At 55.2% G+C, this 23932-nt stretch carries 21 protein-coding genes and 1 pseudogene; 18 read left to right on the top strand and 4 right to left on the bottom strand.

Annotated elements, in window-relative coordinates:
• Nucleotides 1–104: 104 nt before the first annotated feature.
• The 5 genes and pseudogenes from ETC02_RS06535 to ETC02_RS06515 all read left to right on the top strand — a co-directional run.
• Nucleotides 105–1418, top strand: a complete 1314-nt coding sequence (locus ETC02_RS06535) for a dihydrolipoamide acetyltransferase family protein (protein WP_063211057.1) — start codon at nt 105–107, stop codon at nt 1416–1418.
• A 100-nt stretch (nt 1419–1518) separates the two neighbouring features.
• Complete coding sequence (pdhA, locus tag ETC02_RS06530; protein WP_063211059.1) at nt 1519–2598, top strand: pyruvate dehydrogenase (acetyl-transferring) E1 component subunit alpha; 1080 nt, start codon at nt 1519–1521, stop codon at nt 2596–2598.
• A complete protein-coding gene (locus ETC02_RS06525; RefSeq protein ID WP_011232686.1) occupies nt 2599–3576 on the top strand; it encodes an alpha-ketoacid dehydrogenase subunit beta in 978 nt (325 codons plus the stop codon).
• Between the two features lie 109 nt (nt 3577–3685).
• Nucleotides 3686–5053: an FAD-binding oxidoreductase gene (locus tag ETC02_RS06520; protein WP_011232685.1), complete on the top strand. Its 1368-nt coding sequence runs from the start codon at nt 3686–3688 to the stop codon at nt 5051–5053.
• A 373-nt stretch (nt 5054–5426) separates the two neighbouring features.
• Nucleotides 5427–5588, top strand: a pseudogene (locus ETC02_RS06515) (family 1 glycosylhydrolase); the annotation flags it as partial.
• A 43-nt stretch (nt 5589–5631) separates the two neighbouring features.
• Here the strand turns inward: ETC02_RS06515 and ETC02_RS06510 are convergent.
• Nucleotides 5632–6387, bottom strand: a complete 756-nt coding sequence (locus tag ETC02_RS06510) for a MurR/RpiR family transcriptional regulator (protein WP_011232683.1) — start codon at nt 6385–6387, stop codon at nt 5632–5634.
• A 124-nt stretch (nt 6388–6511) separates the two neighbouring features.
• Between ETC02_RS06510 and ETC02_RS06505 the strand changes: the two genes are divergently transcribed.
• The 13 genes from ETC02_RS06505 (at nt 6512) to ETC02_RS06450 (ending at nt 20856) form a co-directional block, all read left to right on the top strand.
• The gene (locus tag ETC02_RS06505; RefSeq protein ID WP_063211061.1) at nt 6512–7855 is read left to right on the top strand and encodes a 6-phospho-beta-glucosidase; all 1344 of its coding nucleotides are present in this window, start codon (nt 6512–6514) and stop codon (nt 7853–7855) included.
• Nucleotides 7856–8060: 205 nt separating this feature from the next.
• Nucleotides 8061–8915, top strand: coding sequence for an Rpn family recombination-promoting nuclease/putative transposase (locus ETC02_RS06500; protein ID WP_033008203.1), 855 nt, complete (start codon nt 8061–8063; stop codon nt 8913–8915).
• A 219-nt stretch (nt 8916–9134) separates the two neighbouring features.
• The gene (locus tag ETC02_RS06495; RefSeq protein WP_033008206.1) at nt 9135–10148 is read left to right on the top strand and encodes a sugar-binding protein; all 1014 of its coding nucleotides are present in this window, start codon (nt 9135–9137) and stop codon (nt 10146–10148) included.
• Between the two features lie 154 nt (nt 10149–10302).
• Nucleotides 10303–10437, top strand: coding sequence for a hypothetical protein (locus tag ETC02_RS18070; RefSeq protein ID WP_255396861.1), 135 nt, complete (start codon nt 10303–10305; stop codon nt 10435–10437).
• A gap of 58 nt (nt 10438–10495) precedes the next feature.
• Nucleotides 10496–11965 carry a sensor histidine kinase gene (locus ETC02_RS06490; protein WP_050367888.1) on the top strand — a complete coding sequence of 490 codons (1470 nt, stop codon included), beginning with the start codon at nt 10496–10498 and terminating at the stop codon, nt 11963–11965.
• Entirely contained in the window at nt 11943–13484 is a 1542-nt protein-coding gene (locus tag ETC02_RS06485) for a response regulator transcription factor (RefSeq protein WP_050367887.1), read from the top strand. The genes ETC02_RS06490 and ETC02_RS06485 overlap by 23 nt, the downstream gene beginning before the upstream one ends.
• A 324-nt stretch (nt 13485–13808) precedes the next feature.
• A complete protein-coding gene (locus ETC02_RS06480) occupies nt 13809–15107 on the top strand; it encodes an ABC transporter substrate-binding protein (RefSeq protein WP_050367886.1) in 1299 nt (432 codons plus the stop codon).
• Nucleotides 15108–15163: 56 nt separating this feature from the next.
• The gene (locus ETC02_RS06475) at nt 15164–16141 is read left to right on the top strand and encodes a carbohydrate ABC transporter permease (RefSeq protein WP_171698136.1); all 978 of its coding nucleotides are present in this window, start codon (nt 15164–15166) and stop codon (nt 16139–16141) included.
• Entirely contained in the window at nt 16141–16962 is an 822-nt protein-coding gene (locus tag ETC02_RS06470; RefSeq protein ID WP_050367885.1) for a carbohydrate ABC transporter permease, read from the top strand. The genes ETC02_RS06475 and ETC02_RS06470 overlap by 1 nt, the downstream gene beginning before the upstream one ends.
• Nucleotides 16963–17124: 162 nt before the next feature.
• A complete protein-coding gene (locus ETC02_RS06465) occupies nt 17125–17997 on the top strand; it encodes an ROK family protein (protein ID WP_033008214.1) in 873 nt (290 codons plus the stop codon).
• Nucleotides 17998–18198: 201 nt separating this feature from the next.
• Entirely contained in the window at nt 18199–18339 is a 141-nt protein-coding gene (locus ETC02_RS06460; RefSeq protein WP_033008215.1) for a hypothetical protein, read from the top strand.
• Complete coding sequence (locus ETC02_RS06455; protein WP_033008217.1) at nt 18332–19255, top strand: TetR/AcrR family transcriptional regulator; 924 nt, start codon at nt 18332–18334, stop codon at nt 19253–19255. The genes ETC02_RS06460 and ETC02_RS06455 overlap by 8 nt, the downstream gene beginning before the upstream one ends.
• Entirely contained in the window at nt 19240–20856 is a 1617-nt protein-coding gene (locus ETC02_RS06450; protein WP_033008219.1) for an MDR family MFS transporter, read from the top strand. The genes ETC02_RS06455 and ETC02_RS06450 overlap by 16 nt, the downstream gene beginning before the upstream one ends.
• Nucleotides 20857–21056: 200 nt before the next feature.
• Here the strand turns inward: ETC02_RS06450 and ETC02_RS06445 are convergent, their stop codons facing one another.
• From ETC02_RS06445 to ETC02_RS06435, 3 genes are all read right to left on the bottom strand, one after another.
• Nucleotides 21057–21416: a DUF779 domain-containing protein gene (locus ETC02_RS06445; RefSeq protein WP_033008221.1), complete on the bottom strand. Its 360-nt coding sequence runs from the start codon at nt 21414–21416 to the stop codon at nt 21057–21059.
• A 190-nt stretch (nt 21417–21606) separates the two neighbouring features.
• Entirely contained in the window at nt 21607–23127 is a 1521-nt protein-coding gene (adh, locus tag ETC02_RS06440; protein WP_033008222.1) for an aldehyde dehydrogenase, read from the bottom strand.
• 169 nt (nt 23128–23296) lie between these two features.
• Nucleotides 23297–23860 (bottom strand): hypothetical protein, encoded by a 564-nt coding sequence (locus ETC02_RS06435; RefSeq protein ID WP_033008223.1) that lies wholly within the window; start codon nt 23858–23860, stop codon nt 23297–23299.
• Nucleotides 23861–23932 lie beyond the last annotated feature (72 nt).

Genomic DNA, 23932 nt, shown 5'->3' with positions numbered 1-23932 from the left:
AAGCGCTTAACCGTTGTACTGCCTCATGATCGCCACACCATCGATGCTGCACCATTGTTTTTGTTTCCAATCACAACATGAGAACAAGGGGAAGGGGATATGGCATGATCTACGAATTTAAATTGCCTGACATCGGCGAAGGGCTGCATGAAGCGGAAATCATCCGCTGGCTCATTCGCGAAGGGGATGTGGTCAAGGCGGATCAGCCGATTGCCGAAATTCAAACCGATAAGGCGATGGTCGAAATGACGACGCCGGTCGCTGGCAAAGTCGTGGCGCTTGCCGGACCGGAAGGGGCGACGGTGAAGGTTGGAGAGCCGTTGATTGTCGTGGAAACCGAGGCGTCGGTCGCGGGGGAAGCCGCGCCGACTGACCATTTGGCTCAGGAGCCTGCGTCTGCTGTTCATATAGAAGCCCCGCGCCCAACGGTGGGGCGCAAGCGGGCGATTGCCGCGCCGTCTGTGCGCAAGCGGGCGCGGGAGATGGGTGTTCCGATCGATGAAGTGGAAGGAACGGGCGAAGGCGGTCGGGTGACGCTCGCCGATTTGGAGCGGTATGTCAGGGAGCGCGAGGCGGCCGCTTCGGTGGCGGAGGCGGCAAGAAGGGAAGCGAACGAAGCCGGCGTTCTGCCGACCGGCAGCGCGAGTGCGGCCGGAGGACGGCAGGAGAGTATAGCCTCATGGACATCCATCGCGAGTTTGGATGCGGTGTTTGAAGAAGAAGAGCGAATCCCGCTTCGAGGCTTGCGCAAAAAAATCGCCGAAAAAATGGTGAAATCGATGTACACGGCGCCGCATGTGACCGGCATGGACGAGGTGGACGTCACGAAGTTGGTGGAAATCCGCAAGCACCTTGCCAATCAATTGGCGGAAGAACGTATCAAACTGACGTATTTGCCGTTTATTATTAAAGCGGTGACAAGGGCGCTGAAGCAATATCCGATGTTTAATGCGGTGCTGGATGAGGAAACGAACGAAATCGTGTTGAAGAAACGGTATCACATCGGCATCGCGACGGCGACGAAAGCCGGTCTCGTCGTCCCCGTCATCCGTGACGCCGATCAAAAATCGATCCGCGAGCTCGCCATCGAAATCGCGGAACTGTCAGAAAAAGCGCACCGCCAGGCGCTTCGCCTTGAGGAGCTGCAAGGAAGCACGTTTACGATCACGAGCACCGGGGCGGGCGGGGGCTGGTTTGCGACGCCGATCATCAACTATCCGGAAGTGGCGATTTTCGGGGCTCATGCGATCAAACGGCGCCCGGTTGTCGTCGGCGATGAAATCGTCATCCGCGATATGATGGGGATGTCGCTCACCTTTGACCACCGCGTCATTGACGGCGAGCCGGCCGGGCGGTTTATGCGGACGGTGGCGCACTATTTGGAAAATCCGGAAGTGTTGCTCTTGGACGTGCGGTAGGCGGCGCTCGGTTAGGAGGACATGTCTTCGTGCTGGAAGAGAGCGAGCGCCAAAGAGAAGCAGCTGGGCCGTGATGAAAAAATGATGAGGAGGGAAGCCCATGTTTGACCCGGACAAATTGCCGGTCGAGATTGTGCAAATTCTCGATGAAAACGGAAATGGCGATGAGGAGAAGTTAGCGGCGTTTTCCGATGAATGGCTGCTTCGCGCCTATCGGGAAATGCGGCGGGCGCGCGTCATTGATGAGCGGCTGTTGCGCATGCAGCGGCAGGGGCGGATCGGGACGTATGCCCCGTTTAGCGGTCAAGAGGCGGCGCAAATCGGCAGCGCCCTTGCGCTTCGAAAAGACGACTGGATTTTCCCGAGCTACCGCGAAGTGGCGGTCTGCTTGATGCACGGCATGCCGCTTGAGCAGTTTTTCCATTATGTGCAGGGCCGCCTGTCGGGAAAGCGGATGCCGGAAGGATTGAACATTTTCCCAACGCAAATCATTATCGCGGCGCAGACGTTGCATGCGGTCGGCTGCGCGTGGGCGTCGAAATTGAAAGGCGAATCGCAAGTATCGGTGGCGTATTTCGGCGACGGGGCGACGTCAGAGGGCGATTTTCATGAAGCGATGAATTTTGCCGCGGTGTACAACGTGCCGGTCATCTTTTTCTGCCAAAACAACCAATACGCCATCAGCGTCCCGTACCGGAAGCAGACGGCCAGCCGGACGATCGCGCAAAAGGCGCTTGCGTACGGGATGAAAGGGGTGCTCGTTGACGGCAATGACGTGCTGGCGGTGTACGAAACGATGAAGCAGGCCGTCGAAGCCGCTCGCCGCGGCGAGGGGCCGATGTTGATCGAGGCGCTCACCTATCGGCTCGGGCCGCACACGACGGCGGACGACCCGACGAAATACCGCCGGCCGGAAGAAGTCGAGACATGGCGGGCGAAAGATCCGCTCCGCCGTCTGCGCCTGCTTTTGGAACGGCGCGGATTATGGACGGAAGCGCAGGAAGACGCGCTTGTCGCCCAAGTGAATGATGAAGTGACCGCGGCGTACGAGGCGGCCATCGCCAGCAAGTCCGGTTCGATTGTCGATGCATTCGATTGTGTGTACAGCGAGGCGCCCAAATTGCTGGCCGAGCAAAAAGACGAAGTGATGCGGCGCAAACAACGGAGCGGGGTGAGATAAATGGCGGAATTGACGATGATTGAAGCGATCAATGAAGCGATGCGCCAAGAGATGGAGCGCGATCCGCGCATCATCGTGCTGGGCGAAGATGTCGGCGAAAACGGCGGCGTCTTCCGGGCGACGGACGGGCTGCTTGCGCAGTTTGGCGAGGGGCGCGTGTTTGATACGCCGCTTGCGGAATCGGGCATTATCGGCACGTCTATTGGACTGGCGATCAACGGCATGCGCCCGATTGCCGAAATTCAGTTTCTCGGGTTTGTGTACCAGGCGATGGACCAGCTGGCGGCCCAGGCGGCGCGCATCCGCTTCCGCTCGGCCGGACGGTTTTCGTGCCCGATCGTCGTGCGCAGCCCGTACGGCGGCGGGGTGCGGACGCCCGAATTGCATTCGGATGCGCTCGAGGCGCTGTTTACCCATTCGCCGGGCTTAAAAGTCGTCATGCCGTCCAATCCGTACGATGCGAAAGGGCTGCTCATTTCCGCCATTCGCGATGAAGACCCGGTTCTGTTTCTGGAGCCGATGAAGCTGTATCGGGCGTTTCGCATGGAAGTGCCCGAAGAGCCGTACACGATTCCGCTCGGCCAAGCACGGGTTGTGAAAGAAGGAGACGATGTGACGATCATTGCTTGGGGGGCGACCGTGCCGCTTGCCGCCAAAGTCGCCGCCGAGATGCAAGCGAAAGGAGTCAATGCGGAGGTCATCGACCTTCGCTGCCTGCAGCCGCTTGATATCGACACCATCATCACTTCGGTGGAAAAAACAGGACGGGTGATGATCGTCCATGAAGCGGTGAAAACAGGCGGGTTTGGCGCGGAAGTGGCGGCCTTGATCAGCGAACGGGCGCTGTTTTCTCTATCAGCTCCAATCGTGCGTATCGCCGGCTACGACACGCCGTATCCGGTGCCGTCGGTGGAGGATGATTGGCTGCCGAACGCCGAGCGGATTGCGGAAGGAATTGAAACGTTGCTCCGTTACTAAACGAACCATGCCATCCGGGTCGATCGATCCACCATCAGAGTGCGTCAAGAGAAAAGGCGGCGCATCGATGGGTGGCGCCGCTTGATCCGATCGGGTGAGGAGGAGAACGATGAACGTATACGAATCACTGCTTGAATTGATCGGCGACCGCGAGCGGGTGAGCATCAATGAAACGGTGCTCGAACACCACAGCAAAGGCATCGCCTACCATGCGCCGCATGCGCCAGATGTCGTCGTGTTTCCGAAAACGGCGGAGGAAGTGAGCCGGGTGATGGCGTTTGCCAACGAGCACCGCATCCCTGTGACGCCGTTTGGCGCCGGCACGAGCTTGGAAGGGCATGTCATTCCAGTTGCGGGCGGCATCAGTTTGGATTTGACGTTGATGAACAACATCATCGACATTCGCCCGGACGATTTTCTCGCCATCGTCGAGCCGGGAGTGACGCGGTTGCAACTGAATGAGGCGCTGAAGCGATATGGGTTGTTTTTCCCGGTCGATCCGGGTGCGGACGCGACGATCGGCGGCATGGCGGCGACGAACGCGAGCGGCACGAACTGCGTGAAATACGGCGTCATGCGCGATCAAGTGCTCGGATTAGAGGTGGTGCTCGCTGACGGTTCGGTCATGCAAACGGGCAGCTTGGCGGTGAAATCGTCGGCCGGCTATGACTTGACCGGCTTGTTCGTTGGATCGGAAGGGACGCTTGGCGTGTTCACCCGTCTTATTGTCCGCCTGCATGGCATTCCGGAGGCGACAACGGCCATCAAAGTGTGCTTTCCGTCGCTTGAGGCGGCAGCGCAAGCGGCGTTTGCCGTGCTGAAAGCGGGCGTCGGTCCGGGGAAAATCGAGCTCGTTGACGAGGCGACGATCGCGGCGGTCAATGCGTACAAAAAAACCGATTATCCAGTGAAACCGACGCTGTTTATTGAACTGAGCGGCAGCCCGTCAAGCGTCGAGGACGGAACAAAGCTTGTCAACGAATTGTGCGAAGGGGAGGGCGCCGTTTCGTTTGTGGTCGAGACCGACTCGCTCGCCCGCGCGAAGCTTTGGGAAGCGCGCCACCATGCGGCGTTCGCCATTCAAGCCGCCTATCCAGGCAAGGCGATGCTCTCAACTGATGTGTGCGTGCCGCTGTCCGAGCTGCCGGGGGCGATCGCCGATACGCGCCGGCTTGTCAACGAGCAGAACATGACCGCCGCGATTTTCGGCCATGTCGGCGACGGCAATTACCATACGGTGCTTGCCTTTGACCCGAACGATGCGGATGAGATGGCGCGGATCGAACGCGTGCACGCCCATATCGTCCGCTATGCCTTATCGCGCGGCGGCACGTGCACGGGAGAGCACGGCATCGGCATTGGCAAACGGGCGTTTTTGCGTGAAGAAAAAGGAGACGCCGTGCTTTGGATGAAACGGTTGAAACAGCTGTTTGACCCGAACGGCATTCTCAATCCGGGAAAAATCTTTTTGCCGTAACGCTTCATCTGTATGGCGGCTCGATGGATTAGGTTGAATATTTCTCCCAAACATAAATGGGCTGAAGACGGGCCTTTATGGGGAAAAGGGTGCTCTCAATGGAACGGAGCACCTTTTTCTTCTTGTGTTTCTCTACAAGGATGGAGAGTGCCGTTGCTCGCATTTCATGAAACGTCCTCACGGTTGCTTTTTGCATACTGCGCGCTTGCTTTTCTTATCCTTTTTGTAACAGTTTGTTACTCCGAAGAAACAATTGTTTTTCACGTTCGTCTCGTTACAAAAAGCCGCCGCGCCCTTTACTTTTTTCGCCAAACACGGTTTATTGGTGATAGAATGATTCATCGACGTTGTTGCGAGAAAGGAGACGATCTGAATGGAGCATCGCCATCTGAAACCGTTTCCGCCCGGGTTTTTATGGGGTGCAGCATCAGCTGCGTATCAAGTCGAAGGGGCGTGGAACGAAGATGGAAAAGGATTATCGGTATGGGATGTGTTTGCCAAACAGCCGGGCCGAACGTTTAAGGGAACAAATGGTATCAGCGTGTGATTGCGACGAACGGTGCCGAGCTGTAGCTTTGTCACCGCCCGCTCGGCCCGCGGTCAGTCTGCGTCGGCAGCAACCGGTACATTTCCTTCGCGAGCCGCTCAAGCAAATAAACGACCGGCAGTTGTGTTGTCACATCCGTCTGTCCCATCCGCTCGGCGGTGGCATAATACGTCAAGTTGTAGTCCGAGATGTTCGCGAGTGTGCAATGTTTCCGGTTGGTGATGCTGATGATCGTGCTGCCGTTTTCCTTGAACCGGTGCACTTGGGCGAGCGTATATGACGTCTCTCCAGACACCGACAAGGCGATCACGGCGCAGTTGTGGAAATAATGGCCGTAAATCGGAAAAAACGGGTCCTTGATGTAGACGGAAAACTTTTGAAAGGCAGAAAAATAGCGCGATCCGTATTCAGCCAAAATGCCGGAGCTGCCGGAGCCGACAAAAATCACGTGATCCGCCCGGGCGATCGCGGCTGCCGCATCCAGAATGGTCCGCTCGTAATCGGCGGTCAGCGTCCGTTCGAAAAATTCCTTAAGCGCCTCTTGACTGCTGATGATCGCGGTTCGCTTTGTCTCGCGCAAATACAGCTTCCATTTCGTTTTAAATTCACTGAACCCTTCGCATCCGACCTTTTTGCAAAAGCGGAGCACGGTCGGCGGCGAGACATGGACGGCCTCGGCGAGCTCGCGAATGCGCATGTACGCGACTTCATGAGGATGTTTCATCACATAGTCGTAAATGGCGTAGTCGAGCTCGGAGAACTGGGCGATTTGTTCAGGAGTGAACATCGGGACACCTCGCTTTCATGGGACGGAACGTGCGATAGCTGGGAAAGGATGGCGCTTCCAAGCCCACTGGTTGATTCCTACATTGATTATACCATGCCCAACAGGGCGAAAGGGGAAGAGGAGTATGGATAAACGATTGAAAATGGCGACGATCGGCGGCGGGTCGAGCTACACGCCGGAATTGGTCGAAGGGTTGATCAAGCGTTATCATGAATTGCCGGTCGGGGAATTGTGGCTTGTCGATATTCCGGAAGGCAAAGAAAAACTCGAAATCGTTGGCGCACTGGCCAAACGGATGGTCGAAAAAGCCGGTGTGCCCATTGAGATTCATTTGACACTAGACCGCCGCCGGGCCTTGGAAGGAGCAGACTTTGTTACGACGCAATTTCGTGTCGGCGGTCTTGAGGCGCGGGCGAAAGACGAGCGCATCCCGCTCCAATACGGGGTGATCGGCCAAGAGACAAACGGTCCGGGTGGATTGTTTAAAGGGCTGCGCACCATTCCGGTCATTTTGGATATCATTCGCGATATGGAAGAGCTTTGCCCCGATGCATGGCTGATCAACTTCACAAACCCGGCTGGAATGGTGACGGAAGCCGTCTTGCGCTACACGAAGCAGGAAAAAGTCGTCGGTTTGTGCAACGTGCCGATCGGCATGCGCATGGGCGTCGCCAAGCTGCTTGGCGTTGATGCCGACCGCGTGCACATTGATTTTGCCGGCTTGAACCATATGGTGTTTGGCTTGCACGTCTATCTGGACGGCGTCCGGGTGACGGAAAAGGTGATCGACCTCCTTGCCCATCCGGATCGTTCCGGTGTGACGATGAAAAATATCGTCGACCTTGGCTGGGAGCCGGATTTCCTAAAAGGGCTGAAAGTGCTGCCATGCCCGTACCACCGGTATTACTACCAAACAGACAAAATGCTCGCCGAGGAGCTGGAGGCGGCGAAAACGAAAGGGACGCGCGCCGAGGTTGTGCAGCAGCTCGAAAAAGAGCTGTTTGAGCTGTACAAAGACCCGAACTTGGCCATCAAGCCGCCGCAGCTCGAACAGCGCGGCGGGGCGTACTACAGCGACGCCGCCTGCAGCTTGATCAGCTCCATCTACAACGACAAGCGCGACATTCAGCCGGTCAACACGAGAAACAACGGCGCCATTGCCAGCATTCCGCCAGAATCAGCCGTTGAGGTCAACTGCGTCATCACAAAAGATGGGCCGAAACCGATCGCCGTCGGCGACTTGCCGGTCGCGGTGCGCGGGCTCGTCCAGCAAATCAAGTCGTTCGAGCGCGTCGCAGCCGAAGCGGCGGTCACCGGCGACTACCAAACGGCGCTCGTCGCCATGACGATCAATCCGCTTGTGCCGTCTGACACCATCGCCAAACAAATTTTGGACGAAATGCTTGAAGCGCATAAAGAACATTTGCCGCAGTTTTTCAAACAGACCAAAGCAGCGGCTGGAAACTAAGCTATAGTGGACTGACAAGGCCGCCAGTGACAGGCGGCTTTGTCATTTCATCGTGAAAAGCCGCACAACACAAGGGCTTTCTTCCCGTTCACGTTCCCCTTATTTTAGACAAAATCAATGCTTTTCACCAGCCTTTTCGGCAGGATTTTGCCTAAGGCGCGGCGAAGAAAATAAAGGAAGTTCAAATATCACAAGGAGGGAGACCGTGTCCGAAACGCGAATCGACCATGATCGGCTGTTTAAGGAGTTGTTGTCGACGTTTTTTGAAGAGTTTTTGCTTCTGTTTTTCCCGCATGTGTATGAACAAGTCGACTTCCGCCACATCTCCTTTTTGTCCGAAGAGGTGTTTACGGATGTGGCAGCCGGCGAAAAGCACCGTGTCGATCTATTGGTGGAAACAAAGTTGAAGGGGGAAGCCGGGCTGATCATCGTCCATATCGAGCACCAAAGCTACACGCAGCCGGCGTTTCCCGAGCGCATGTTCCTTTATGTCAGCCGTTTGTTTCAAAAATACCGCCGCCGCATTCTGCCCGTTGCCATCTTCAGCTATGACGCCATCCGCGATGAACCGTCCTCGTTCACCATCCAGTTTTCGTTCCTAACCGTTGTCGATTTCCGCTTTCTTACCGTTGAACTGCGCAAGTTGCCATGGCGCGAGTACATTCGCCGCGATAACCCGGTCGCCGCCGCTCTGTTAAGCAAAATGGGGTATAATGAAAGTGAAAGAGTGGCCGTGAAAAGAGAATTTTTGCGCATGCTCGTCCGTTTGGAGCTTGATGAAGCGAAACAGCGGCTGTTGTTTGGCTTTTTTGAGACGTATTTGCGGTTGTCCGAACAAGAGGAACTCGAATTGCGAAACGAGGTGAACGAAATGGAAACGAAGGAAGCGAAAAAAGTGATGGATCTCATCGTGTCGTACGAGCAACGGGGGGTGGAAAAGGGGATGGAAAAAGGCAAGATGGACGTTGCGAAACGGATGTTAGGGAAAGGATATGATGTGCCAACGATTTGTGAGTTGACCGGACTGCCAGTGGAGGCGGTGGAAAAGTTGAAAGGATAAACGAGTGGAGAGCCCCCGTTCCGATGCAGCGAGCTTGTTTCGGAACGGGGTTTTTTTGCTCGCTCTGCACTTGATGATGGGCATGGCCATCGCCGCATGGCGAATGATGCCGGCCGGACTGACCCCTATTTGGATTTCATATAGATGCAATTCATCCATTTTCTTTTGTCTAGGCTAGCGCCCCGACGTTCGTGTACAATGGCGGTAGGAGGAATCAAGATGTGCGATTGGTGGAAACGGCTGTTTTACGGGGGCGGCATCGCCGCGCTGATTGGAAGCGCTTCCTTCACCGCCTATTGCGCTTGGAACGTGTATGCGTATCCGAAATCAGAAAAGGAACGGGTTCCGGAAACAACAAAAGAGGCCTATCATTTCGTGCTTGTGCCGGAGGAACTCGATAATGATTACTGGCGGCTCGTGGAAAAAGGAGCGAAAGCGGCGGCGAAAGAACTGGGGGTTGACCTCGAGTATATCGGTCCGCGGCAGGCGAATATTGATGAGCATTTGCGCATTTTGAAAAAAGCCGCGGCAGCGAAAGTCGATGGGATCATCACCCAAGGGTTGACGGAAGCGGAATTTGTCCCAGTGATTAACGAAATCACGGACAAGAATATTCCTGTGGTGACGATCGATACGGATGCTCCAACGAGCCGACGCGTCGCCTATGTGGGAACGGATAATTATTATGCCGGTTTTCTCGCAGGACGGGCGTTGGCTGAGGATACAAAGGGCAAGGCGACGGTCGCGATTATTACCGGCAGTTTGACGGCGGCGCACCAACAGCTGCGAGTGCGCGGATTTGAGGATGCAGTGAGACAGGAAAAAGGAATCCGCATCGTTGCCATCGAAGAGTCGCACATTACGCGTGTGCAAGCCGCGGAAAAGGCGTATACGATTTTGAAAAAGCACCCGGATGTGAATGCGTTTTACGGCACGAGCGCGCTTGATGCGATTGGCGTTGCCAAGGTGGTCGAGCAGTTTCATCGGGAGCAAAAGACGTATATTATTGGTTTTGATACGCTGCCGGAGACGATCCGCTATTTGCAAAAAGGAACGATTGCGGCGACCGTGGTGCAGGAGCCGTATGAAATGGGATACAAGGCTGTCAAAATGATGGCCGAGATCGTCGCCGGGAGAGACGTGCCGGCGGTGACGAATACGGAGACGAAAGTCATTCGGAAAAAAGACTTGCCGCTGCGCCCGGCGCGCAATTATGAGGTCAACACGCCATAACGTTGGCATTTGCAGCTCCTATAGAAAACGAGTAAAAAAGTGTTTTTCTTGATCGTTCCTTGTGTGCAAAGAGGAGTCAATGCGACTCTGATTTGGGAAACAGCACGTTCTATTCGAACAACAGCTTGGCAGGGTGAACGGAAAGCGGCGGAAGATGGGGGAGCGCCGTCAAAACGGTGGGGTGTGCGATGAAAATATGGATGGCTGTCGCATTCAAGTACGCCCATTTGAACGCGGCGGCGCCTTCATCGGTTCGATCAGCTTGACGTTGGAATCCGTTTTAGCTTGAAACGGCACGGGGATGGTGCAGACAACAAAGCGCTGGGGACAGCGGGGGGAAAGCCAGGATGAACATCCGCACGAAGATGCTGCTTTGTTTTACCGTTTTTTTGCTTTTGTTAAATGGAGCGGTGTTTCTTTTGTACCAAACGAGCGAAGAGATGATGAGCGATTACGATCGCCGGATGCGCCGCTTGTTGTTGCTCAATGAGGTGTCGCAGCGGGCAAACCGAATGATGGAACAGCTCAATGCGTACGTCTCGGAAAAAGAAGGACGGTATGCACGCGCTTATGAGCGGGAGTTCCGCTGGCTGCAGCAACGCCGCCGGCAGCTCGGCGCCATCTTGCCAGTGCTGTCCGACCAGCTGGCGGCGGAAAACTATGAACATATGATTGAAAGTTTGCTGGAGGAGGCGGCGCTGACGGTCTATCATTTTCAAGCTGGAAATATTGGCTTGTACTCATCCCACTTGCATGAAACGATGAACATTGCGTCCTTTTTGCAAGAGGAAACGTTAAACTTGATTGACGATGAGCTGACGGCCTACCAACGGCGGTACGATGAAGTGGAGCGGCGCAACCGCTATTTCCGCTATATGGGAATGGGATTGTTTGTCACGACGTTGTTGCTTGGCGCCTTGCTGGCGGTGTTCTTTTCCGGCCACTTAACGAAGCCGATCATTCTTCTCTCGCGCGCTGCCCGATCCATCGCTGACGGGCGGCTGGACGGGCCGGATATTGAGCCGATGACCAACGATGAGCTGCGGCTGTTGACGATCACGTTTAATGACATGCGCCGCAATTTAAAGCAGCTGATTGCGGAGATGAAACAAAAGGCTGAGCTCGACCGGCTGGTGAAGGAGCTGGAACTCAAAAGCTTGCAAAGCCAAATCAATCCGCATTTTTTATTCAATACGCTGAACACGGTTGCGAAGATGGCGTACTTGGAGGACGCCCAGCAAACGTCGCGGCTGATTGAAGCGGTGGCGGCCATTTTGCGCTACAACTTGGGTGATTTGCAGCGGACGGTGACGCTTGCCGATGAGGTGCGCATCGCCCGTGAATATTTCTTCATCCAGCAGACGCGGTTTTTTGATCGGATCAAGTTTTCGTTAGAGGCGGAACCATCTTGCCTCGATCAACCGATTCCGCCGCTCACGTTGCAGCCGCTGATTGAAAATGCGTTCATCCATGGCATTGAGACGTACGAGCAGGGAGCCGAGCTGTCCGTGTCCGTTTTCGCCGAAAACGGGCGGGTCGTTGTGGAAGTGCGCGACAATGGCGTTGGCATGGATGAGCAGGTGAAAGCGGAGCTTGAAGCGTTGATCCGCGGCGAAGAACCGCGGACGCGCCGTGAGCAAGGGCGCGGCCATTCAACCGGCATCGGCTTGCACAATGTCATTCGCCGACTGCAGCTGTTTTACGGAGTGATGGATGTGGCCGAAATCGAGTCTGCACTAGGAAAAGGAACGACGGTGCGGTTATGGCTGCCAAGATGGCAAGGGGGGATGAACGGTGAAAGTGGCGATCGTCGATGATGAGGCGTTGGAGCGAAGAGCGCTTTGCAAAATGATTAGCGACCACCTTCCGGATATCGAGGTGGTCGCCGAGGGCGCCAACGGGCGCGAGGCGGTCGAGATCGCCAAGCGTTATCGTCCGGATATCATGCTGATTGACATCAAAATGCCCGGCCTTGACGGGCTGCAAGCGATCGAAGCGATTCGCCAAGACGGCCTCGATCTGGAGTTCATTATTGTGTCGGCGTTTGATTTGTTCGACTATGCGAAACAAGCGATGCGGTTTGGCGTCAAGGAATATTTATTGAAACCGAGCCGGAAGGAGGAGGTCATTTCGGCTTTGGAACGGGTCAGCCAAGAAGTGGCGGCCAAGCGGCGACACGAGGAGAGCAGCCGCCAGCTCGAGGAGCAGATTCGCCGGTTGCAGACGCTTGTGGAAAGCGAATGGCTGTCCGTCCTCATGACAGAAGACGTATCGGCTGATGAGTGGGAGCGGTGGAAGGAACTGCTGCCGTTTTCGATTGCGTCGGGGATGTTCCTCGTCATTCAGTTCCCGGATGCAGGGGTGGCTGACGAATGGAAATCATGGCTGGACAAGCAGCTTAGCGGGAAGGCGCCAACGCGCTATTGGATCGGGCGGATGGTGAACCGGCGCCTGCCGGTCTTGTTTTTCCGCAGCCCAAACGATGGCGAGCCAGCCTGGAAGCCCGTCATCCAGGCATTGGCGCTCGATTTGGCGCGGCAGTTTTCGGCCCGGTACGGCGCCGCGCTGTATATCGGGCTCGGCTCCCCGTTTTCCCGCCTTGACCAACTTCGTTCCTCGTACTATGAGGCGCTGTCGGCCGCTCATTATTACGCCGACCGGCAAAAAGCACAAGTGGGGTTTCTGCCGGCGGAAGCGACGCGCGCCGGCGGGGAAGCGGAACGGGATAAGCAGCTGTTTGAAGCGCTGCGCCTTGGCGACATCGAGCAAGCCCGGATGATTTGTCTGACGTATATAGAGGAACTGGCCTCTTCTCATTCACTGCCGGCCGCCGGCCGCAAAGCGGAAGAGACCTTTGTGTGGCTCGGGCGTCTTCTATCGGAGCTGGGCATTCGTTATGAGCGGCTCGCTTCCTTTGCTTCCTGCCGGTCGGCGGCAGAATTGAAGCGAGCGGCGCTTGATGAACTGGACCGCATCGCCGCTGATCTCGAGGTTTGGCGCCAGCAGCAAGCGTATGGCAAACTCGGCAAGGCGAAAGACTACATTGACCGCCACTACGCCGAGCCGCTGACGCTTGAGGAGGTGGCGGAACAAGCCGGGATGAGCCCATACTACTTCAGCAAACTGTTCAAAGAGCAGTTTGGCATCACCTTTATCGACTATGTGACGAACGTGCGCATCGAACGGGCGAAAGAAGCGCTGGCTGAGACGGATCAAAGCTTAAAAGAAATTTGTTTTTCAGTCGGCTACAACGACCCCAACTATTTCAGCCGCGTCTTTAAAAAGCAAACCGGCCTGTCGCCGAGCGAATACCGGAAAAAAGTACAGGCGCGCTGACAAGGGGAGTGCTGTCTCCAACAAGGAAGGTGCATGGCAAGTCAAAAGGTAAGTCCCGCGGACAAAGCAGGCTCCGCCCTTCTTCCGGCGTCCGAAGCGAAGCCCGCCCCACTGATGGGGAGACGGGCTTTTTTCGCGCCATGGAAGCGAACCGGCCGTTAGCTGTACCAGCGAGCCTTCCGTTTGCCCAACAGGAGAAAGGAAAACAAAAAAGTGAAGAAAAACGCAAAAAAGTGAAGAAATCAAGCCGCCGATTGATAAGCGGCCCATGGTACACTCAACATTGAAAGGGGTTTCAAAAACAAACGGAAAAGGGGGAGGAACATGAGAAAGAAAGCATCCGCATGGCTGGCGTTGGCGCTTGGCGTCGGTATGGCGCTGTCGGGCTGCAGCAGCTCGAACTCTTCTTCGTCCGATGACGCCAAACAAGGCAGCCAAAAAGCGGGAGAGAAGCTCGAGATTTTCAGCTGGTGGACCGGAGCCGGTGAGGAAGACGGCTTAAAAGCGCTCATCAAACTGTTCCAAGAAAAATATCCGGATATTGAAGTCGAAAACGCGGCGGTGGCCGGCGGGGCGGGCACGAACGCCAAGGCGGTGTTGGCGAGCCGCATGCAAGGAAACGATCCGCCATCGACGTTCCAAGTACACGGCGGAGCGGAGCTGAATGAAGGCTGGGTGGCCGCCGGCAAAATGGAGCCGCTCAACGATTTATATGAAAAAGAAGGCTGGATGGACAAATTCCCGAAAGCGTTGATTGACATGGTGAGCAAAGACGGCAACATTTACTCCGTGCCTGTCAACATTCACCGCGGCAACGTGCTTTGGTACAACAAAAAAGTATTTGCCGACAACGGGCTTCAGCCGCCGAAAACATTCGACGAGTTTTTCCAAGTGGCCGACAAGCTGAAAGCAAAGGGCATTACGCCGCTCGCCTTAGGCGACAAAGAGCCGTGGGCAGCGACGCACCTGTTTGAAAACGTGCTGCTTGGCACGCTCGGAACGGAAAACTACAAGAAACTTTGGACGGGAGAATTATCGTTTAACGACCCACAAGTGAAACAAGCCGTTGAGACGTTTAAGAAAATGCTTGGCTATATTAACGAAGACCATAGCTCGCGCAACTGGCAAGACGCGGCTCAGCTCGTCGCTGAAGGAAAAGCGGCCATGTACGTGATGGGCGACTGGGCCAAAGGCTATTTCGTCAACGACCTAAAATTAAAAGTGAACGAAGATTTCGGCTACGTACCGACACCGAACACCGATGGCAAGTTTATGGTCATTACCGATACGTTCGGCCTGCCGAAAGGCGTGAAAAACCCGGATGATGTAAAGAAATTTTTAGCGGTGCTTGGCTCGGTGGAAGGGCAAGATGCGTTTAACCCGCTGAAAGGCTCCATCCCGGCCCGCATCGACGCGGATCCGTCCAAGTACGATGAATACGGCAAACAAACGATGCAAGACTTCAAAACAGCCGAATTGGCGCCGAGCTTAGCCCACGGCTCCGCAGCGCCGGAAGGGTTTGTCACGAAGGTGAATCAGGCCGTCAACATTTTCGTCACGCAAAAAGATGTGAATTCGTTTACGGACACCCTTGTTTCGGCAGCGGCGGAACTGAAGAAGTAATGAATGGAAAGGGGACGGGAGCCATTCTCTTCCCCTTTTCGTCATCATGAGGAGGGATGATGGTGGAAACGGTCAACGTCACAACGGCGGAGAAGGCAACGGCGGTTCCGACGGTGCGGAAAAAGCGAAAATGGACGGCCGACCATTGGCTGGCCGCCGTGTTTTTGGCGCCGTCGGTCATCTTGATTTTCCTATTTGTGTATGGATTTATCGGCTGGACAGGATATGTTTCGGTCAGCAATTGGAATTCGCTCGTTCCGGATTGGTCGTTCGCTGGATTGAAAAATTACCAGTATTTGTTCCAAGACTTTCGCTTTCAAGCTGATTTGCGCAATACGCTCGTATTTACGGTGTTGTTTATCGCCGTCGTGATTGTGCTCGGCCAACTGCTCGCGATTTTGCTTGACCAAAAGCTTCGTGGGGAATCGTTGTTTCGCAACATTTTCTTTTTCCCGATGGCCTTGTCTTTTGTCGTCACCGGGGTCGTGTGGCAATGGCTGTTCAACCCGTCAACGGGCGTGAACTTGTTCTTAAAACCGCTTGGCTTGGATTCCAAATGGTATACGGATACAACGATTTTGGGCGGATTTCAATGGGGCAAAATCGAATTTGGCGTCCCATTGGCCATGATTGCGGTGGTGGTCGCAGCAGTCTGGCAAATGACCGGTTTTGCCGTCGCCATGTATTTGGCTGGCTTGCGCGCGATTCCGGATGAGGTGCGTGAAGCGGCGCGGATGGACGGGGCGACCGAGTTTCAATTGTATTGGAAAATCGTTTTGCCGCTGTTGCGGCCGATTACGGCCAGTGTCATCATCATTATGGCGCACATTTCACTCAAAATTTTTGATTTGGTTTATGCTATGACCGGACCAGGGGCGAACTTTGTCACCGATGTGCCTGGGGTGTATATGTTTGAAACGACATTCCGCGGCAACTATTATGCGAACGGGGCGGCAATCGCCATTGTGATGCTGCTGTCGGTCGCGATGTTTATCGTTCCGTATCTCGTCTCGAGCCGCAAGGGGGGATCATAATGGCGAAACCACTATGGGCGCGGCCGTTTTTGTATATGCTCGCACTGGCGATGAGCGCATTTTTTCTATTGCCGGTATATGTCATGATCGTGACAAGCTTAAAACCGCTCGATGAAGTGACGTTGGCGGACATGTGGAAGTTGCCGTCAACGGTCGATTGGAGCAGCTATGCGACCGCATTTGAAAAGCTGGCCCCGAACTTTTGGAACTCGATTTTGCTCGTCGTGCCGGCGACGCTGTTATCGGCGCTGCTGGGGGCGCTCAACGGCTACGTGCTGTCGAAGTGGAAGTTTAAAGGGGCGGACACGTTATTTACGCTCATTTTGTTTGGCATGTTCATTCCATATCAAAGCATCTTAATTCCACTCATTCAGTTTTTGCGTGAAATCGGGCTGTACAACACGATTACTGGGTTGGTGTTCGTTCATGTCGTCTACGGCATCCCGATTACGACGCTGATGTTTCGCAATTTTTACGCCGCAATACCGGATGAGATGATTGAATCAGCGAAAATCGACGGCGCTGGGTTTGTCCGCATTTTTCGTGATATTATGCTTCCCTTGTCCATCACCGGATTTGTCGTTGTGGCAATCTGGCAGTTTACGAACATTTGGAACGAGTTTTTGTTTGCCGTGACGATTACGACCTCGGACAAACAGCCGATCATGGTCGCACTGCAAAACTTATCCGGCAGCCAAATCGTGCAATGGAACGTGCAAATGGCAGGCGCCTTGCTCGCCGCGCTGCCGACTTTGCTTGTGTACATTTTCCTCGGCAAATACTTCGTCCGCGGCTTGCTTGCCGGATCGGTGAAGGGGTGAGCCGATCAGCGGTGTAGATCAACAACCCCGGCGGACAATAGAATCGATTTCCCTATGTTTCAAAAAGCCGCTGATCCGCGGCTTTTTGCCATTGATGTCCTCTCCCTTTTTCCAGTAAAATAGATACAACAAAAGAGCAGATGAAGAAAGAGAGGCGTACATATGATTTTGGGAGCCATTGAAGCTGGAGGCACGAAATTTGTCTGCGCCGTTGGCGATGAACACGGCAACATCCATGAACGGGCGGTGTTTCCGACGACGACGCCGGAGGAGACGATGGCGCATGTTATGGATTTTTTCCGCCCTCACAACGTGGAGGCGATCGGCATCGGGTCGTTCGGTCCGGTTGATTTGCGCCCGGACAGCCCGACGTACGGATGCATTACGAGTACGCCGAAACAGGCGTGGCGAAACTTCGATTTTGTCGGCGCGATGAAGCGGCATTTTCCGGTGCCGATCGGCTTTGACACGGACGTCAATGCGGCGGCGCTTGGCGAACAGCGCTGGGGGGCGGCGCGAGGGCTTGACAGCTGCCTGTACATAACGGTCGGAACGGGCATAGGTGTTGGGGCAATCGTCGAGGGCCGCCTGTTGCATGGGCTGCTTCATCCGGAGATGGGGCATATCTTGGTCCGCCGCCATCCGGATGACGCGTTTGCCGGCGTCTGCCCATACCACGGCGACTGTCTAGAAGGGATGGCGTCCGGCCCGGCGATTGAGCGGCGCTGGGGGAAAAAGGGGGCGGAATTGGCGGACCGCCATGAAGTATGGGAGTTGGAAGCCTTTTATCTTGCCCAAGCGATTGCCAACTACATTCTCGTGTTATCGCCGAAAAAAGTGATCACGGGCGGAGGCGTCATGAAGCAGACGCACGTGTTGCCGCTTGTGCGCCGCCATGTGCAGGAACTGCTCAACGGGTATGTCGAGCATGAGGCGATTTTGCGACGGATTGATGAGTATATTGTCCTTCCAGGGCTTGGCGACAACGCCGGCATCGCGGGCGCGTTGGCGCTTGCGGCGAGAGCGATCGAATAGCAAGGACGGCCGTTCACCGTCTTCAATCAGGCGGTGGGGCCGTTTTTTGTTTGAAGGCAGGGATATTGACCGATTGTTCAACGAAATTAGCAAAAAAACGACCTATTGGTCAAAAAAATCGTTTTTGAGTTGCGTATCTTTATGACGTCGGTTTATAATTAGTTTGACCATTTGGTCATAAGTGATATGGAGGCGAGGACAATGATCCATGTTCGACGGTTGGTAGAATGGCTGCAACAGCGCGGCGTACGGGTTGATGTCGTGAAACCGCGCGCGGTGTTGCCGTCGTACCGGCAATGGATGAGGGCGAATGGGAAAGGAATGAGTCGTTGCCATGGATGAACGGCGCGTTCGCTTTATTGAAACCGCGATGAAACTGTTTGCGGAAAAAGGGTATCATGCCACCTCGATTCAAGATTTGGTCGAGGCGTGGGGCATTTCCAAAGGGGCGTTTTACCATCATTTCGCCTCGAAGGAGGAATTGTTGCTTGAAGTGCTTCGCTATTACAGCGAAAAAATGGTCGCAGATTTCACGGCATCCGGCGGGGATGGCCCGGAAAAGGAGCGGTTCATCCGCCAGTTGGCGGCCCATTTTTCTCACATTCGCGAGTACAAAGACTTTTTGCGCATGATCATGTCGGAACAATTGCCGAAAGTCAATCCGGAAGTGGAGCGGTATATGTTCCGCCAGCATGGGCGCCTTTTTTTATGGTATTGCACGCGCCTAACGGAGGTCTATGGCGAGGCGGTTGGTCCGTATGTGTATGATGTGGCCATGATGATCAACGGCATCATCCGGCAATATTTGTTTTACTTCTTTTTTCGCGAGGAGGCGTTTGATGCGGACGAGGCGGCTCGTTTTCTCATGCGCCGCCTTGATGCCATTGTCGCTAGCTTCACGGCTGAGGAGCGTCCGCTTTTGACGGAAGAGTCGTTTGCGCCATGGGTGAAGATGGAGGAGCAGGAGCGAGAGCGTCAGCGGGAGCGGCTGGCTTCCGCGTTCGCCGCCGTCCGGGAGGCCGTCAACGATCTCGATCCAAAGCAGGCAAGCGATGTGCTCGAAGCCATAGCGGCGCTGGAGGAAGAGCTGCTTGGACGGCACGCGCCGCCCCGCGCCTATATCGTCGAAGCGCTGCTGTTGTATTTGCGTCATCAACAAACGCCTCAACTGGCGCCGGCTTTGGATGCATTGGTCAAAGAAATGGATGAATACCAACGACAAAACGGATGGGAGAGAGAAGTATGGAAAAAGCGATAGCAGTGCCGACGAGCACCATTCGTCATCGCTCGCTGCTGATCACCGGGCTCATTATTGCGATGCTCTTTGCGGCGTTGGACGGGACGATTGTCGGAACGGCCATGCCGCGCATCGTCGGGGAGCTCGGCGGGCTTGGCGTGATGACATGGCTGACAACGGCGTACATGTTAACGTCGACAGCGGTCGTGCCGATCGCCGGGAAGCTTGCCGACGTATTAGGGCGTCGAATCGTATATGTGAGCGGACTCATCATTTTTATGGCCGGCTCCGCGCTTTGCGGCATGGCGAACGATATGACCCAGCTCATTATTTACCGCGGCATTCAAGGAATCGGCGGCGGCATTATGATGCCGATGGCAATGATTGTCGTTGGTGACGTGTTTACGGGGAAAGAGCGGGCGAAATGGCAAGGAGTGTTCGGTGGTCTGTACGGTCTCGCTTCGGTGCTGGGCCCGCAAATCGGCGGCTTTATCGTCGATCATTTGAACTGGCGTTGGGTGTTTTATATTAACTTGCCGGTCGGCATTTTAGCGACCGTGCTGATTGCGATGGGGTTAAGCAAATATAAAGCTGAAGGGCCAGTGAAATTCGACGTTGCCGGGATGGCGACGCTGACGGCAGGTGTCGTCAGCTTATTGCTTGGGCTGACATTTGGCGGTGACCAATATGCGTGGGGCTCATGGCAAATCATCTCGCTGTTTGCGGCGGCGGTGATCTTTTTCGCCTTGTTCGTTTGGGCAGAAAAGCGGGCGGAGGAGCCGATCATTCCGCTTTGGCTCTTCCGCAACCGGACGTTTACGTTGTTAAACGGCATCGGCTTTTTCATGAGCGTCGGTATGTTCGGAGCCATCATGTTCGTCCCGTTTTTTATGCAAGGGGTGGTTGGGGTAAGTGCCACAGAGTCAGGAACGATTATGACACCGATGATGATTACGATGATTATCGGCAGTGTCGTTGGCGGCCGACTCGTTTACCGAATTGGTGTGAAAACACAGCTGATCGTCGGCATGGCCATTATGTTGTCAGCGTTTGGCTTGCTTGGCACGATGGATGTCGATACGTCAAAATGGACGGCAACGCTGTATATGATCGTGCTTGGACTCGGTACAGGGCTCGTGATGCCGATTTTAACGCTTGCTTTGCAAGAAAGCTTTCCGAAATCGGAGCTTGGCGTGGTGACATCTTCAAGCCAATTTTTCCGCTCGATCGGTGGGACGTTTGGCATGACAGTGCTCGGGGCCATCATGAATCATCGTTCGAGCACTTTGCTTGACGAACGGCTCATGCCAAAGCTTGAAGCGCTGCCGGCGCAGGCGAAGGGGGCTGTCGACCGCTTTGCGGACATGATCCATGACGATCCGCAAGGGCTGTATTCCGTCTTGCTCAGCCCGGAAGCGATGGCGAAAATTCCAGCGCCGCTTCGGGACATGTTCGTGCCGGTGCTGAAGCAGTCGCTTGTCGATTCCCTGCAGGCGGTCTTTTGGTTCGGGCTCGCGTTTATCGCGGTCGGCTTGCTTTTCGTGTTCGGCTTGAAGAGGGTCGTCTTGTCCGATCGGGCGGAGGCGATGAAGCCGTTGAAGCAGGGAACCGAGACCGAGTGAAGAAAAGGAAACGGCGGACCGCGCCTTTTCGGCGAGAAGGCGGGCCGCCTTTTTTGTGGGCGGCAACGAACAAAAGAGCGATGAGGCATCCAGAGGTAGGCGTCGGTTTGCTTTTATGCCGCTCATTTCGCCGGGCGGGTCTCGCATCAACGCGATGCTCGGCGCTTGGCAGCTTCACGGTGACGATCGGCAACGGGCGGCTACGGCGCGCCTGCCTCTGCGCTCTGTCCGAAGACGCGGGAGCGGGTGAGAAAGCGGACGCCTTCCGGACCTTCGAGCGAAAACATGCCGCCGCGCCCGGGAACGACGTCGATGATCAGTTGCGTGTGCTTCCAATATTCGTATTGCGCCTTGGCAATGTAAAACGGGCAGCCGCCGATTTCGCCAAGCAGGACGTCAGAATCGCCGACAATCAGTTCGCCGAGCGGATAGCACATCGGCGAGCTGCCGTCGCAGCACCCGCCCGATTGGTGGAACATGAGCGGGCCGTACTTTGCTTTCAGTTTTTCGATTAATGCCAACGCCGCTTCGGTGGCGATCACTTTCGGTTCATCGCCCATTACGTCCCCTCCTTATGCATTCGATTTCCGTTTTCGACATTGACGCTCGCCCGGCGGTCCGCCGAAGCGGGACAACAGCGGTGTCGCCAAAGGCAAAAGAGGGTGTCCCGAAAAGATCAGGACACCTTGTCAAAATGATGGGCGCTTCGCCTCTAAACGAGGAGGCGATGAAAGAGTGGGTGGATGAATATTAGAACAAGCCGAGTTTTTTCGGCGAATAGCTGACGAGCAAGTTTTTCGTTTGTTGGTAATGGTCGAGCATCATTTTGTGCGTTTCGCGGCCGATGCCGGACATTTTGTAGCCGCCGAACGCCGCATGGGCCGGATAGACGTGGTAGCAGTTCGTCCAGACGCGGCCAGCCTGGATGCCGCGGCCGAAGCGGTACGCGGTGTTGATGTCGCGCGTCCAGACGCCGGCGCCAAGGCCGTACAGCGTCTCATTGGCGATCGAAAGCGCTTCGTCATGATCTTTAAACGTCGTGACCGCGAGCACTGGGCCGAAAATTTCTTCTTGGAAAATGCGCATTTTGTTATGCCCTTTGAAAACGGTCGGCTTGACGTAATAGCCGCCGGACAGTTCTCCTTCGAGCATGTTCCGCTCGCCGCCGATCAAAAGTTCGGCGCCTTCTTGTTTGCCGATGTCGATGTATGACAAAATTTTCTCGAGCTGTTCGGAGGAGGCTTGGGCGCCGATCATCGTTTCCGTATCGAGCGGATTGCCTTGCTTGATTTGCTTGACGCGCTCAAGCGCCCGTTCCATAAAGGCGTCGTAAATCGACTCATGGATGAGGGCGCGCGACGGGCATGTGCACACTTCGCCTTGGTTTAAGGCGAACATCGTAAAGCCTTCAAGCGCTTTATCAAGAAAGTCATCGTCTTTGTCCATCACATCAGCGAAGAAAATGTTCGGGGACTTGCCGCCCAGCTCGAGCGTAACCGGCACGATGTTTTGCGAGGCGTATTGCATGATGAGCCGTCCGGTCGTCGTTTCGCCGGTGAACGCCACTTTCGCCACGCGCGGGTTCGAGGCGAGCGGCTTGCCGGCTTCTAAGCCAAAGCCGTTGACGATGTTGACGACGCCAGGTGGAAGCAAATCTTCGATGAGTTCGATGAGAACGAGGATCGATGTCGGTGTTTGCTCCGCCGGTTTCAAGACGACGCAGTTGCCTGCGGCCAATGCCGGGGCGAGTTTCCATGCCGCCATGAGAATCGGGAAGTTCCACGGGATGATTTGCCCGACGACGCCGAGCGGTTCTTTGAAATGATAGGCGACCGTGTCGTGATCGATTTCCGAAATCGTGCCTTCTTGCGCGCGGATGCAGCTGGCAAAATAGCGGAAATGGTCGATGGCAAGCGGAATGTCAGCCGCGAGCGTCTCACGGATCGGCTTGCCGTTTTCCCATGTTTCCGCAACGGCGAGCATTTCCAAGTTTTCTTCCATCCGATCGGCGATTTTGTTCAGCAAACGGGCGCGCTCTGCCGGAGACGTGCGTCCCCATGCGTCTTTGGCCGCATGGGCGGCGTCAAGCGCCAGTTCGATGTCCGCCGCTTTTGAGCGCGGCACTTCGCAATACGGCTGTCCGGTGATCGGCGTAATGTTTTCAAAATATTCGCCGTCGACCGGCGGCACCCATTTGCCGCCAATGAAGTTTTCGTAGCGCTTTTTAAATGTAACAAGCGCGCCTGGCTGGCCTGGTTGTGCGTAGATCATCCCCGATTCCTCCTTCAATGGATTCTGTATCCGCTTACAATGGAAGGAATATTTAAAAAATTCCTCCCAATGATTAGGTTAGCATGGCTAGACAATATTGTCAAATGGAAAAGCCTCAACGACCTTCACCTGAAAACGAGCCGCCCTGCCGCCGGAGCAGGGAGGGGCATCAGTCGACTTCCAGCCCCTCAATCCAGCGGCTCGCATAGACGCTGCAAAGATGATGGAACACTTCGAGCAGTTCGTTTGGATCGGCGGCGAAAAATGCGCGGGCGGCTGATTCATTTTCTTCGCGGACAAACGCAAGCAAAAAATCGGTAGCGATCCGGTTAAAGAGAAGGAGCGCGCTATAGGAGCGCTCGAGCTGATGTTTCCGCTCTATCAAGTTGTCGATTTGCTCAAATGGCCGGCCGTAGCGGGCGGTCAGCTCCGGCAGCCGGCGCCGGATCGCTTGCTGGGCGTCCGTGAGCATCGCCTCGATCGTCTGTGGCGATAGAAACGTTTGCTCACGCAGCATGTAGCTCCAAATTTGCTTTAACGCATGCGCCGATTCGCCGGCGAAGGCGATGTTGCTGAGCAAATTATTCATATAGCGTTCGTCATCCGCTGCCTGGATGCGCAGTTTCATAATGATTTCGAGCACATCGGAATGGATTTTTTCTTTTCGCCATGGTTTGGTCAGTTCGTGAAGCAAAACGGAAAGCCAACGTGCCGCTTCGTCTTTCGTCATCATTCGCCATTCCTTTCGTTGCGAAGTTGCCGCTTTCATTGTACCATGTTGCTCCCCATCCTTGAATGAAAAAGA

Source organism: Geobacillus sp. DSP4a (assembly GCF_013096875.1).
GTDB classification, from domain to species: Bacteria; Bacillota; Bacilli; order Bacillales; family Anoxybacillaceae; genus Geobacillus; species Geobacillus thermophilus.
The sequence above is the reverse complement of the archived record's forward strand: the minus strand, read 5'-3'. Positions and strand labels throughout refer to the sequence as shown.

Excerpts from the sequence above, each read along its gene's own strand:
- ETC02_RS06535 (WP_063211057.1), top strand. The coding sequence starts at position 105 with ATGATCTACGAATTTAAATTGCCTGACATCGGCGAAGGGCTGCATGAA.
- pdhA (WP_063211059.1), top strand. The coding sequence starts at position 1,519 with ATGTTTGACCCGGACAAATTGCCGGTCGAGATTGTGCAAATTCTCGAT.
- ETC02_RS06525 (WP_011232686.1), top strand. The coding sequence starts at position 2,599 with ATGGCGGAATTGACGATGATTGAAGCGATCAATGAAGCGATGCGCCAA.
- ETC02_RS06520 (WP_011232685.1), top strand. The coding sequence starts at position 3,686 with ATGAACGTATACGAATCACTGCTTGAATTGATCGGCGACCGCGAGCGG.
- ETC02_RS06510 (WP_011232683.1), bottom strand. The coding sequence starts at position 6,387 with ATGTTCACTCCTGAACAAATCGCCCAGTTCTCCGAGCTCGACTACGCC.
- ETC02_RS06505 (WP_063211061.1), top strand. The coding sequence starts at position 6,512 with ATGGATAAACGATTGAAAATGGCGACGATCGGCGGCGGGTCGAGCTAC.
- ETC02_RS06495 (WP_033008206.1), top strand. The coding sequence starts at position 9,135 with ATGTGCGATTGGTGGAAACGGCTGTTTTACGGGGGCGGCATCGCCGCG.
- ETC02_RS18070 (WP_255396861.1), top strand. The coding sequence starts at position 10,303 with ATGGGGGAGCGCCGTCAAAACGGTGGGGTGTGCGATGAAAATATGGAT.
- ETC02_RS06490 (WP_050367888.1), top strand. The coding sequence starts at position 10,496 with ATGAACATCCGCACGAAGATGCTGCTTTGTTTTACCGTTTTTTTGCTT.
- ETC02_RS06480 (WP_050367886.1), top strand. The coding sequence starts at position 13,809 with ATGAGAAAGAAAGCATCCGCATGGCTGGCGTTGGCGCTTGGCGTCGGT.
- ETC02_RS06475 (WP_171698136.1), top strand. The coding sequence starts at position 15,164 with ATGATGGTGGAAACGGTCAACGTCACAACGGCGGAGAAGGCAACGGCG.
- ETC02_RS06470 (WP_050367885.1), top strand. The coding sequence starts at position 16,141 with ATGGCGAAACCACTATGGGCGCGGCCGTTTTTGTATATGCTCGCACTG.
- ETC02_RS06465 (WP_033008214.1), top strand. The coding sequence starts at position 17,125 with ATGATTTTGGGAGCCATTGAAGCTGGAGGCACGAAATTTGTCTGCGCC.
- ETC02_RS06460 (WP_033008215.1), top strand. The coding sequence starts at position 18,199 with ATGATCCATGTTCGACGGTTGGTAGAATGGCTGCAACAGCGCGGCGTA.
- ETC02_RS06455 (WP_033008217.1), top strand. The coding sequence starts at position 18,332 with ATGGATGAACGGCGCGTTCGCTTTATTGAAACCGCGATGAAACTGTTT.
- ETC02_RS06450 (WP_033008219.1), top strand. The coding sequence starts at position 19,240 with ATGGAAAAAGCGATAGCAGTGCCGACGAGCACCATTCGTCATCGCTCG.
- ETC02_RS06445 (WP_033008221.1), bottom strand. The coding sequence starts at position 21,416 with ATGGGCGATGAACCGAAAGTGATCGCCACCGAAGCGGCGTTGGCATTA.
- adh (WP_033008222.1), bottom strand. The coding sequence starts at position 23,127 with ATGATCTACGCACAACCAGGCCAGCCAGGCGCGCTTGTTACATTTAAA.
- ETC02_RS06435 (WP_033008223.1), bottom strand. The coding sequence starts at position 23,860 with ATGATGACGAAAGACGAAGCGGCACGTTGGCTTTCCGTTTTGCTTCAC.